Origin of the sequence: Actinomadura sp. DC4, from assembly GCF_030406325.1 — a bacterium.
Taxonomy (GTDB): domain Bacteria; phylum Actinomycetota; class Actinomycetes; order Streptosporangiales; family Streptosporangiaceae; genus Actinoallomurus.
Genome location: NZ_JAUEQY010000002.1, coordinates 30,660 through 42,615, shown reverse-complemented (window position 1 = coordinate 42,615; position 11,956 = coordinate 30,660). Strand labels below are relative to the sequence as shown.

Below are 11,956 nucleotides of genomic sequence, written 5' to 3'. Positions count from 1 at the left end.
GCAGGGTAGGCGAACGAGCGCTTGGCCGAGGTGCGAAGAGAACCGATGACTACCTCGGGTCAGGCGCGGCGGAGCGGTGGCGGCCGCAGGCCGGGCCAGTGGCCCGGCAGGCGGGCGCGCATCGCCGTGGCCAGCCGGTGCAGCCCGGCGAGGTCGGCGCGGCCCTCGGTCAGGCCAGCGACGACGCCGAGCCGATGGGCCAGCCGTTCCCGCGCGGTCGCCGTGCCCCACGGCCAGTCCCCGGCCGAGACGCGGGCGAGGTGGTCGGTGATACCCCGCTCGGCCCGCTGGACCAGCGCGTCGCCGCGGATCAGCCATCCCGCGCAGGCGTCCACGAGGTCGCCGTCCGGCTCCGCGCCGGTGGCGGCGCGCCACGCCGTGCGGTAGGCGGCCTCGGCCCGGTCCAGCAGTGGCCCGGCCACCTCGGTGACGCACCAGCAGGTCGGGAAGCCGATGCGCAGGTAGGCGAGTTCCACCAGGCCGTTGCCGAACGCGGCCTGTTCGAGGTCGACGAACCGGACCACTCCATCGACGTACAGGTCGTTGCCGGGACACGGGTCGCCGTGCAGCAGGGCGTCCCCGGGGACCCGCGAGAGCCGGTCGGCCAGAGCGGCGAGCTCGTCCCGCGCGCGAGCCTCGACGGGAGCCCCCAGCCGCCCGGCCAGGCCCAGGAAGGCGCGTACGTCCCCGGCGTCAGGCCCCTGCCAGCGCGGCAGGGCCCCGGCGTCGGCCGGCCCGGCGGCCGCGTGCAGCCGGGCCAGCCCTTCGGCGTACGCCACCACCCAGTCCTCGGCCGGCCCGGTGTCGTCCACGTGTTCCAGGACCATCGTCAGCGTGCCGGGATCGGCGGCGAGCAGGGCGGGCACGATCGGGGGCCGCACCCGGGCGGCCAGTCGCAGGGCCGCCACCTCGCGCTCGTACCGCGCCCGGGCGTCGGCCCCGCCGACGATCTGCTTGACGACGACCTGCGCTCCACCGACGCCGGCCCGCCAGACGTTGGACCGGGGGCTGCTCGCCAGGGGCCGGGGATCGCGCGCCGTCCCGAGCCGTGCCGTCAGGGCCGCGCCGAAGGGGAACTCCATCGCCCCATGGTGCCGGTGGGTCAGCGGGGGCCGGGGAGCAGGCCCGTACGGACGGCGACGCCGACCGCCTCGCGGCGACTGTGGACCTTGAGTTTCGCCAGGATGCGTTTGACGTGGCCGAGGGCGGTGTGGCGGCTCATGCCGAGGTGTTCGGCGATCGCCTGGGAGCCGAGACCCTCGCCCATCAGCGCGAGGACCTCCCTCTCCCGGGCGGTGAGGCAGGCCCAGGACTGCGCCCGCTCGCAGGCGTCCTGGCGCAGGTCGGCGGTCAGGACCGCGAACGTGCCGCCCGCGACCATCGCCCGGCCGCGCGTACGGATCGCCGCCAGCACCTCCGGGAACGGGCCGTCCTTGGCCAGGAAGCCCGTGGCGCCGGCCTCGGTGGCGCACGCGAACTGCTCCGGCGTCGCGTCCGCGGTCAGGATGAAGACGCGGACGGCCGGATTGAGCGCCTTGATCTGCCGGGTCCCGTCGATGCCGTCCCCGCCGGGCAGGTGGATGTCCATGAGCACGACGTCCGGGCATCGCGCGGCGGTGAGTGAGACCGCCTCGTCCGTGGTTCGCGCCGCGCCGACGCATGTCAGGTCGGGCTGCGCGTTCAGGGCGATCGTCAGGGCCTCGGCGAGGGTCCGCTGATCCTCCACGAGGAGCACCCGTGTCTCCGTCTTCGTCCGGCTCATCCCCGAGTGCCTCCAGGCCACCACGCCGTCGCTGGTCAGCCCGGTGATCCGCGGTGTCCGGACCGGGCGGTGGGGGTAGGGCGAGGAACAGGACAAGAGTACCCAAATACACCGCTTTGCGGCAGGTGGCCCGGCCTTACAGCGGAGAAATGGGTTCTACCGTGACGGATTACTCGTTCAGGCTCTATATCGCCGGGCGGACCGCGCGATCCCAGGCGGCCGTCTCGAACCTTCGCTTCCTGTGCGAGTCCCACCTGCCCAAGGGCTACGAGATCGAGGTCATCGACGCGATCGAGCGGCCCGACCTGGCCGAGCAGGAACGGATCCTCGCCACCCCGACCGTCGTACGCCTCGAACCCGCGCCCCAGCTCAGGGTCATCGGCGACCTGTCCGACCACGGCCGGGCCGCGGACGTCCTCGGCCTCTCCGACAGCGGCGGCATGCTCTCCCGGAGGAGCACGTGACGATCGACGCGATCGAGCGGTTGCCCACCGGCATCGGCGGCTTCGACGCCATCGCCCTCGGCGGGATCCCGGCCGGCCGGCCCACGCTCGTGACCGGGACGACCGGCAGCGGCAAGACGCTCTTCGCGGTGGAGTTCCTCGCCCGGGGGATCCTGAACTTCGGCCAGCCCGGCGTCTTCGTGACCGCCGAGGAGACCGCGGGGGCGATCCGCCGGAACGCGATCTCCCTCGGCTTCGACATCGGCCAGTGGGAGCGCGACGGCCTGTGGACCTTCGTCGACGCCTCTCTCGACACCGGCGAGGGCGTCGAGACCATCGGCACGTACGACCTGAGCGCGCTGATGGCCCGGATCGAACACGCGGTACTGCGCAGCAGCGCCGAACGCGTCTCGTTCGACTCGTTCGGCTCGATCTTCATCCGGTTCCGCGACGCCGGCGTCATCCGTCACGAGCTGGTCCGGATCGTCGCCGCCCTGAAGGCCCTCGGCGTCACGCTGCTGCTCACCTCCGAGCGGGTCCACGAGTACGACGGCCTGTCCCGCTACGCCGTCGAGGAGTTCGTGCTCGACAACGTCATCGTCTTGCGCAACGTCCTGCACGAGGAGAGGCGCCGCCGGACCGTCGAGATCGTGAAGTTCCGCGGGGTCCCGCACCGTACGGGGGAGTGGCTGTTCACCATCGACCCGCGCGAGGGGTTCGTCGTCATCCCGCTCGGTGTCCTCGCCACCACGGACGAGGCGTCGCACGCCCGGGTCCCCACCGGCAACGCCGGCCTGGACCGCATGGTCGGCGGAGGCCTGTTCCGGGACGCGATCGCGCTGCTCACCGGGCCGCCCGGCATCGGCAAGACGCTCACCGCGCTGCAGTTCGCGAACGCGGGCGCGCCGGACGAGCGCTGCCTGTTCTGCACGTTCGACGAGACCCGCGGCCAGCTCGCGCGCAACGCCGCGAGCTGGGGGATGGACCTGCGGGGCCTGCAGGCCGCGAACCGGCTGCACGTCAGCGCCGACTACCCCGAGGCGGCGACGCCCGAAGAGCACTTCCTCCGTCTGCGGCACGCCATCGGCGACTTCCAGCCGACCCGCGTCGTCATCGACACGCTCTCCTCGCTGGAGCGCGTCGTCTCCGCGCGGTCGCTGCTGGACTTCGTCATCGCCCTGACGGGCGTGCTCCGCGAGCGCGAGATCACCACGCTCATCACGGCCGCGCCGCCCGGCCACGCCATGGCGGGCGGCACGCTGGCGAGCGCGGTCGAGATGGCGAGCATCGCGGACGTCACGATCATGCTGCGGTACGTCGAGCGCACCGGCGACATCCAGCGCGCGGTCGCCGTGATGCAGACGAGAGGGAGCTGCCACGACCATGCCATCCGGCAGGTCACCATCGACGACACCGGGTTGCACATCGGCGAACCGCTGCCGCGCGTCGCTCACGTCCTGTCGGGCAGCGCGGCGCTGACCGAGCACCCGCCGTGGCCCGCGGAGACCGACCCGGCGGGCGAGGGGCAGGGCTGACCGTGGACCTCGACGAGCAGCCGAGAACGGCCCCCGGTACCGGGCACGCGATCATCTCCGCGTCCGCCGACGGCATCGTCGCGGTCGACGAGGAGGGCCGGATCCGCGTCTGCAACCCCGCCGCCGAGGAGCTGTTCGGCCGCCGGGCCGACCGGCTCCTGGGCACCCCGTTCGGCTATCCGATGGTCGCGGGCGGCGCGACCGAGGTCGAGCTGATGCTGCCCGAGGGCGGCGAGCGGATCGTCGAGATGCGGGTCGCCAGCACGATCCTGGAGGGCGAGCGGCTGCACGTCGCGGCGCTGCGCGACGTCACGCGCCGCCGGCAGATCGAGCAGGACCTGGAGGCGGCGCTGGAGCGCCAGCACACGACGGCCGCGATGGTGGCCCACGAGCTCCGCAACCCGCTCGCGACGATCAGCACGCTCACCGAGGTGCTGCGCGACCCCGGTGTCGTGCTCACGGCCGACCAGCGCGCCGAGGTCGTCGACCGGATCGCCGACCGTACGGCCTATCTCCAGACCATGGTCTCCAAGCTGCTCACCGCCTCCCGCATCGACGTGGAGGTCACGCGAGCGCCGCTGGAGTGCGTGCCGATCCTGGAGCTGCTGCTCGAACGGCTGGCGGAGTTCGGCGAGCGCTCCGGCGACGTGTGCGTCTCGTGCCACCCCCGGCTGGCCGCGCACGTGAACCGCGCCGAACTGTCGGAGATGCTCGTCAACTGCCTGGAGAACGCCTTCAAGTACGGGAGCCCGCCGATCGGCGTGTCCGCGGACGAGGACGACGGCTGGGTGGAGCTGCGGATCTACGACAGCGGGCCGGGCGTACCCGCGGAGTTCGTCCCGCGCCTGTTCGAGCGCTTCACTCGCGACGACGGTGTCAAGGAGCACACCGAGGGATCCGGGCTCGGGCTGTGGATCGTGCGCCGTCTCGCCCAGGCCAACGGCGGCGAGGTCTACTACGAGCCCGGCGACCGCGGCGGCGCCTGCTTCTGCCTGGGCCTGCAGGTCGCGCCGTTGCCTTGACCTGTCAGCCTGTACGAGGCATTCCCCCGAGCTGAGGAGCCCGATGAGATCGAAGGTGCGCGTCGCCCTGATCGGCCTGGGCCGGATGGGCCACATCCACGCCGGAAACCTGGCCGCCCGCTGCCGTACGGCCGAGCTCGCCGTCGTGGCGGACGCCGATCCCGGCCTGGCCGCCGCGGCGGGCGCGGAGTTCGACGTGCCGTGGACCGCCGACGTCGAGGAGGTGCTGGGCGACGCCTCCGTCGAGGCGGTCGCCGTGGCCACCCCCACGGCCACCCACGGCGACCTCGCCGTACGCGCCGCGCGGGCCGGAAAGCACGTCTTCTGCGAGAAGCCGATCGCGCTGGACCGGCCCGCGACCGTACGCACCGTCGAGGCCGTCGCGGCGACCGGCGTGAAGTTCCAGGTCGGCTTCCACCGGCGCTACGACCCCGACTGGGTGGCGGCGACCCGGCGCATCCACGCGGGCGAGATGGGCGAGCCGTACCTCTTCCGCACCTCGCTGCGCGACATGAGACCGCCGCCGGTCGCCTACCTCGCCGGCTCGGGCGGGTTCTTCGTGGACATGACCATCCACGACCTGGACACCGCGCGCTGGATGGTCGGCGAGGTCGTCGAGGTCAGCTCGTACGGGTCGGCCATCGCCGACCCGGAGATCGGCGCGATCGGCGACATCGACACCGCGCTGGTCGTGCTGCGCTTCGAGAGCGGCGCGCTCGGCGTGATCGACAACAGCCGGGCCGCGGGCTACGGCTACGAGTGCTCGACCGAGGTCGTGGGCGCGCTGGCGACCGCGCGGATCGACCGGCCGCAGTACCGGCACTACCAGTGGCTGACGCCGGGCGGCGCGACGTACGGTATCAACCGCGACTTCGAGGAGCGCTACCCGCTGGCGTACGCCGAGGAGATGGAGGCGTTCGCCCGCTGCGTCCGCGACGACACCGCCCCGGCGGTCACCGGCCTGGACGCGCTCGCCGCCTTCGACCTGGCCACCGCCGCCGACCTGTCCTGGCGGAGCGGCCGTACGGTGCCGGTCACGCCCGAGCGCCGCGACGACGGTGTGGTCTACGCGTTCGAAGGGCAGGTCACGGACCGGCCGTCGACTGCCTGATGTGGCAGAACCGCGTCCTCTTGCAGAGGGCGTTGCGGCTCGATGAGACGCCCCCGGCGTTCGCGTTCGAGATGGCCTGCACGCCGCCGTTGCGGGTCGGGCTGCGGATGGAGAACGCGTTGTGGTTGTGCGCGCCGTTCCCGTTGTGGTTGACGTCGGCGTACGCCTGCGGCGGGGCGACCAGGAGGAGGACGAGCAGGCCGCCGTACGTGGTCCGTCGCATGAGCGATGTCCTTTCGGCCGGGTATATCGGCCTCCGTACCCGCCGGGCGGTCCGGGCACCGGTGCGTTGACGGCACGCGGCATGGATGATTGCCGGGCCCTTGCCAGCCTTTTGCCGGTCAGCCGGACAGGCCGAAGGGGAGTACCCCACCGAGCGAGAGGGTCGGCGTGCCGGCGCCCGACCCCATCAGGAGGCCCTCCGGGCCCATGTAAAGGAAGGGGCCGCGCGGCAGGCGTTGACGCGGGGGTTCCAGGGGAGGCGGGGCCTCGCGCTGTGGCTCGGGGAGCACCTCGACGGTCGGAGGCGGCGGCTCCGGCGGCGTCTCCGCGGGCGGCTGTGGCCGCTCCGGCCGGGCGATGTGGACCGTCTGGGTGACGTTGCACACGGTGACGTGCCGGCAGAGCGCGTTCTGCACGGGGTTGGAGCCGCCGGCGTTGCTGTTGCTGGTGTGCTGGTATCCGCGGTTATGGGTCGGGCTGTGCACCGAGATGATGTTGCGGTTGTGGTGGCCGTTCCCGTCATGGTGGTTCCCGTCACGCACGATGGTCGGGACGAGGTCGGCCGGAGGCGGCAGAGGCCGCCCGGCGAGGCTCATGGCGGACGCGGCGAGAAGGTGGTGGATCATTCTTCAGGACCTCTTGTGCGTCGGGGATCGTGCGCACTCCGTTGGAGGGGAGTACCCCGCGCCACGGTCATGAGCGGGCTCGCCGGCGATCCGGGAAAGATCTTTACGCGCCCGTTGTACGGTCGGCTACCAGCCCGGATTGAGATGCTGGGAGATCCGGCAGTGCCGGAACCTCTTCAGGCAGAAGGATGCCTGGCTGTTGTTCCCGCCACCGACGTTGGTGTTGGTGAGGTGCTGTATGCCGTGATTGAACTCCGGGCTGCGAATCGTGACGGAGTTCCGGTTGTACCGCCCGTTCCCGACCGCTAGCCCGCCGCCACCGTCCTGCCAGCGCCCGGCCCATGCCCGCAGCGGCATGCCACCGACGATGATCACCGTCAGAAGAAGGATGAGCACGGGCCGGCGGGCGCTCCTTGCCGGACCACCACGCGTCGGACACTTCCGTAGCGCTGGGGACACGCGGTCGGCATACCCGCCCGCCACACCCCACTCGCACGAGCGGACTAATCCGGGCGCAGATGATTACCCACCCTTTGCCGCCACAACGCGCGAAACCCTCGAAACCACCCTCACAGGCTGGGCGGCCCTCGGAGCCGGACCCGGCGGGGGTAGCGCTCGCTGTTCTCTCCCGTGAGGTTAGGACGTGGCCGGCGGGTGGCCGGTCGTTGGGCGCGGTGTGTCCGCGGTGGTGATCGTAGTTATGGAGTCGGCCGGGGAAGCCTGGCGTCGTTAGGCCGCGGCGTGGCGGGGCGGTGCGGCACGGCGGTGCGGCGGTGCGGCGGTGCGGGCGCAGCGCGGAGTTCCTGGTCGCCGAGGCGCACGCCCGGGGCACGCCGGCGGTGGTGCCGCCGGTCGCCGGGATAGGGCGGCAGGGACGCGGCCCGACGTCTCGCCGCCGTACGCAGACCTGTCCCCTCGTCTCCTGGTGCACCCTCGCGCAGGACGGGCCCGCCGCTTTGGCGGCGGACCCGTCCGAGATGGTGCGGCGCCGGTCTCCCCGACCGGCTCTTCGTCGTCGGCTACGAGCCGCCGGCGGTGGTGACGATGACGATCGTGGCCGTACCCGTCGTTCTATCCGGGAGGTGTGCCGGCCAGGCCACCGCGTCTCGGTGGCCGGGGTCGTCCAGGCGGCCGTGTCGCGGTCGGTGGCGGGTCAGCTGCCGTGGCCTCGGTTGTCGTCGTCACCGCCGTGACGCCCGCCGCCGTGGTCGTCGCCTCCGCGGTCGTCCGAGCCACCTCCGTGGCGGCCGTGGTCGTCGCCGGGAGCGTCGTCGGTGCCGTGCCGCGCTTCGGCCTCGCGGCCTCGGTCGTCGCCCGGCTCGGCCTCGCCGTGCCGGTGCTCCGCCTCGCGTGCCCGGTGGTCGTCGCCCCGGCGGGCGTCGCGGGCCCGGCCCTTCTCGGCCCGGTCGCGGACCACCTTGCCCGTACGCGCGTTGATGTCCAGGTCACGCGTCACGCCGCCCTTGACGACGCGGACGGACCAGACGGTGACGCCGTGCTCGCTCTCCAGCTCGGCCGACCGTACCTTCGCCCCGGGCACGGCGGCGAGCGCGATCTGCTCCGCCTCCGCGCGGCTGATCAGTGAGACGGAGGGCGCCGCCGCCGGCCGGGCCGACGAGGCCGTGGCCGCGGTCCGTGCCGCCGACGCGGTACCGCCGCCGTTCAGCGCGAGCGCCAGGCCGCCGCTGAGTACGACCGCCGCGACGCCGCTGGTGATGGCTGCCTTCTTGCGCATTCGAAACCCTCCTCGTGTTCGGCCTCCGCCGTGGAGACCGGCATGAGGAGAGACTCGCCCGAGATCGGATAGGGGCGCGCTGCGGAAACCCTAAGGCGCCGTTAAGCCTTGACGATCACTGACGTGCCCTCTGGGACGCATGCCCTAAAACCCTATTTAGTGCAAAATTGCACATTAAGTCCAATGGCGCATGGAGGACTTATGATTGTTTGTTCACCAGCGACCCCGCTCGTTAGCGAGTACAGTCGGCGCACCGTTCCCATAAGGCCCTGTGTTTCGAGGTTTGTGATAAAGGATATGGATAATAAGGTCGAGCCGAAAGGTGATCGACTTGTTCCGCCTGGGTGGCTGGCCGCGTTGCTGGGGGTGCCGAGTGCCCTTTTCGCAGGCATTAAATGGCAGGCCATTTCCCGGCACCCGGTGGAGGCGACCGGCCTCGCGGCGGCCGGAGTGGCCCTGCTCGTCCTGATGGGGCTCGCCCGCGAGCTATGGCGGCGTAAGTACAAGGAACGCGTGGTCGATCGCATCGGCCAGGGACTGGATCGATGGCTTGCCCGCTTCGGCGGCCGCTACCGCGACCATCTCCTGAACGACCTGCGCCTACTCGACCTGAAGGGACTCGCCAATCGCGGATTCTTCACCCCTGAACTCGACGAGGTCTACGTGGACGTGGGGCTCATGCCGCGCAATCCGGGTGAGGTGTCGGACAGCGACCTAACCGACCGCCTGGCGGCCGGAGGTGAGCGACGGTCGATCGCCGACTTCATCGGTCAGCCCAAACCGGCGGTCGTGGCCGTGGTCGGCGCTCCGGGGAGCGGCAAGACCACACTGCTGCGCCACACCGCGCGTGAACTCTGCCGGCGCCGGGGAGGCCGCCGGAGCAAGCGGCGAACGGTCCCGATCCTGCTCTACTTGCGGGACCACGTCGCCGCGATCACCGCACGCGACGACGTGTCCCTTCCCGAGCTCCTCGGCGCGGCGCTGACGAGATATGGCATCACCGAGCCGGACGGCTGGTTCCGCCGGCGGCTGCGCGATGGAAGATGCGTGGTCCTGCTGGACGGACTGGACGAGGTGGCCCGGCAGGAGGACCGCCAGGCCATCTCCGACTGGGTCGGTCTCCAGGTCAAGCGGCATCCGAAGAACGACTTCGTGATCACCTCCCGGCCCCAGGGCTTCCGTACCGCTCCGGTGGAAGGTGCGATCGTCGTCCAGACGCGGCGTTTCACCCGTGACCAGGTCTCGCGATTCGTCCACGGCTGGTACCTGGCGGTGGAAAGACACAGCACACGGGCCCCTGACGAAGATCGCGGAGCCGCGGCCGACGAGTTCGCGCGGCGAGCCTACGAAGAGGCCGAAGACCTTCTCGGTCTTCTTGAGGACAACCCGGCACTCGACGACCTGACCGTCAACCCGCTGCTGCTCACCATGATCGTTCATGTGCATCGTTACCAGGGAGCGCTGCCGGACAGCAGGGCGGACCTGTACGGCCAGATCTGCCAAGTCCTGCTATGGCGCCGACAGCAGGCCAAGAAGCTCTCGGTGGACCCGCGCGGCAGCCAGAAGGAGACGCTGATGCGTGTCCTCGCGTACGAGATGATGCTCCGCCGGGTCCGCGACCTGACACAAGAGGAAGCCTGCGACGTGCTGGAATCCTCGCTGCGGAACATCACGCGGCTCCAGCGGCCCATGGACATCCTGGTCGATGCGGGAGTCAACGGGCTCTTCGTCGAACGCGAGAACGGCGTCTACGCCTTCGCCCACCTCACGTTCCAGGAATACCTCGCGGCCGCGCACATCAGGGACAAGGGACTGACCTCGACCCTTGTGTCGGTGGTCGGCGACGTGTGGTGGCGCGAGTGCACACTGCTGTACGTGGCGGGAGCGGACGCCGGCCCCATCGTGGCCGCCTGCCTGGAAGCCAACACGGTCTCGGCTCTCGACCTCGCGTTCGACTGCGCGGAGGAGGCCAACGAACTGGACGACTCCCTGAAGGGACAGTTGGAGAAGCTCCGGGCCGAGGGGCTCACGTCCGATATGGACTCGCGTCGGCGGCTGATGGTCGGCGTGACGCTGGCGCAGTACAGGCGCAAGGCGGTCAAGGTCGCGCGGGGATCGCGCCTCTGCGTCCAGGGGGTCACCGACGAGATCTACCGGTACTTCCTAGAAGACACGGCCAGGTCCGGCGAGGCGAGCCGTGTTCTGGACGCTCCCGACCAGGACACCCCACCCTCGGGACAGATCGTCGCCGGCATGCGAGGTGCGGACGCTCAAGCGTTCGTCCGCTGGGCCAACGACCTCATCAGGGCCGACCCGACCTATCGGCTGCCGTTTGGTGATGAGGTCGAGGATCCCGTGTGGCGTGCCATCAATGATGGGGTCCACAGCGTATGGCTTTCCTCCGAGAGGGACGGAACCCTAACGGAACTATGGACGCCGGAAGAAGCCCGCCATCCAGGAGAGATACCTTCAGCTCTAATAGAGGAGTATCTCGCGGCGGACTTCCTTCCGACCGAGCTGAGGCGCAGCATCCCGATTCTGGTCCGGGCGAAAGTCGTCGTCGCGCTGGTCCGTGGAGTGTTCGGCGCGGACCAGTCCCGCTCGCTGGGGCGGGCCCTTGAGAGGGCCGCCAACCTGGATCGCGTCTTCGGCATCTCTCGCCACGGCTCACTCGCGCATGAGCTCGACCATGCGCTTAATCACAGTCCGGGTCTGGACGTTCGCAGCGCGCGAACGCTGGTCCGTGCCCTTGACTACGCGATCAGCATGGACCAGGCGGTTTCCTGTACCTACGCCGACCCGGATGTCTCGTCCGCTTTCGACGGAATAACCGTACGGATCGCCGCCGTCGGCGTCGCTCTGTCCCAAGCACCCCACTTTGATCTCCTGAGACCGCTGGTGCTCGACCTCGACCACATTCTGGATGGATTGATCGAGCGTATTCTCGAGCTGGATCGCATTGTTGGTGTTGATGCCATCCTTCTTGTGGACCGCGTGTTCAGCCGACCCGAAATCGATGATCTGGAGGGGTCCGTTGGGTTTGCCTTCGCGCGGGCGGCACGAGAGGCGTCGCAGTACGGGTCGACGCATCCGTCGATGACCCGCTTCTGTTCTGCTCTTGTGAATACGTCGCGACTCGCTTGGGGCGGATATTACATTTCATCTGACGGGCTGGCGGGGCTGGTACGCGCCGCAGTGAGCGAACTCCGGTCATTGCCGTGCGAGTCGCCGTCCCAGAGGTGGGCTTTCGACATCACGCAGCGCTTTCAGGACTTGGCGGTGAACGTCTTCTCACGGCGCGTCAAACTGACGGCCGAGCGCGGAACGGCCATCAGGGTCGCGGCGCTCTGCCTGGCCGTCGAGGCGGACCTCGTGGCGGGGGAGGACATCGGCGACATGTTCCGGCAGGTCGCGGCCGGCGTCACGTGGTTGCAGCGGCGATATCGGGGAGAGGACCTGCCGTCCGAGACGATCGTCATGGCGATGGTCCGAGAGTAGGC

At 70.5% G+C, this 11,956-nt stretch carries 11 protein-coding genes; 5 read left to right on the top strand and 6 right to left on the bottom strand.

All coding sequences use genetic code 11. The features are described 5' to 3' along the window. Positions 1-59 precede the first annotated feature (59 nt). Both QWU11_RS02710 and QWU11_RS02705 read right to left on the bottom strand, forming a co-directional pair. A complete protein-coding gene (locus QWU11_RS02710; protein WP_290103380.1) occupies positions 60-1,082 on the bottom strand; it encodes a hypothetical protein in 1,023 nt (340 codons plus the stop codon). 20 nt (positions 1,083-1,102) lie between these two features. Next, a complete protein-coding gene (locus tag QWU11_RS02705) occupies positions 1,103-1,762 on the bottom strand; it encodes a response regulator transcription factor (protein ID WP_290103379.1) in 660 nt (219 codons plus the stop codon). Positions 1,763-1,923: 161 nt separating this feature from the next. On the opposite strand from QWU11_RS02705, the gene QWU11_RS02700 reads away from it, so the two are divergent. Genes QWU11_RS02700 through QWU11_RS02685 form a run of 4 tightly spaced genes read left to right on the top strand, consistent with a single transcriptional unit; the run spans position 1,924 to position 5,873 of the window. Then, a complete protein-coding gene (locus QWU11_RS02700; RefSeq protein ID WP_290103378.1) occupies positions 1,924-2,226 on the top strand; it encodes a circadian clock KaiB family protein in 303 nt (100 codons plus the stop codon). Then, complete coding sequence (kaiC, locus tag QWU11_RS02695) at positions 2,223-3,740, top strand: circadian clock protein KaiC (protein WP_290103377.1); 1,518 nt, start codon at positions 2,223-2,225, stop codon at positions 3,738-3,740. Before QWU11_RS02700 ends, kaiC begins: the two co-directional genes overlap by 4 nt. A gap of 2 nt (positions 3,741-3,742) precedes the next feature. Next, on the top strand, positions 3,743-4,762 hold the full coding sequence (locus tag QWU11_RS02690) for a PAS domain-containing sensor histidine kinase (protein WP_290103376.1): 1,020 nt from the start codon (positions 3,743-3,745) through the stop codon (positions 4,760-4,762). A 43-nt stretch (positions 4,763-4,805) separates the two neighbouring features. After that, the gene (locus tag QWU11_RS02685; RefSeq protein WP_290103375.1) at positions 4,806-5,873 is read left to right on the top strand and encodes a Gfo/Idh/MocA family oxidoreductase; all 1,068 of its coding nucleotides are present in this window, start codon (positions 4,806-4,808) and stop codon (positions 5,871-5,873) included. On the opposite strand, the gene QWU11_RS02680 is transcribed toward QWU11_RS02685, so the two are convergent. From QWU11_RS02680 to QWU11_RS02665, 4 genes are all read right to left on the bottom strand, one after another. Further along, positions 5,848-6,096, bottom strand: a complete 249-nt coding sequence (locus QWU11_RS02680; protein WP_290103374.1) for a hypothetical protein — start codon at positions 6,094-6,096, stop codon at positions 5,848-5,850. The two genes, QWU11_RS02685 and QWU11_RS02680, sit on opposite strands and share 26 nt — an antisense overlap. 118 nt (positions 6,097-6,214) lie before the next feature. Beyond that, on the bottom strand, positions 6,215-6,721 hold the full coding sequence (locus tag QWU11_RS02675) for a hypothetical protein (RefSeq protein ID WP_290103373.1): 507 nt from the start codon (positions 6,719-6,721) through the stop codon (positions 6,215-6,217). Between the two features lie 126 nt (positions 6,722-6,847). Continuing rightward, positions 6,848-7,117, bottom strand: a complete 270-nt coding sequence (locus QWU11_RS02670) for a hypothetical protein (protein WP_290103372.1) — start codon at positions 7,115-7,117, stop codon at positions 6,848-6,850. A 757-nt stretch (positions 7,118-7,874) separates the two neighbouring features. Next, on the bottom strand, positions 7,875-8,456 hold the full coding sequence (locus QWU11_RS02665) for a PepSY domain-containing protein (protein ID WP_290103371.1): 582 nt from the start codon (positions 8,454-8,456) through the stop codon (positions 7,875-7,877). Positions 8,457-8,753: 297 nt separating this feature from the next. On the opposite strand from QWU11_RS02665, the gene QWU11_RS02660 reads away from it, so the two are divergent. After that, entirely contained in the window at positions 8,754-11,954 is a 3,201-nt protein-coding gene (locus tag QWU11_RS02660; protein WP_290103370.1) for an NACHT domain-containing protein, read from the top strand. Positions 11,955-11,956: the final 2 nt, after the last annotated feature.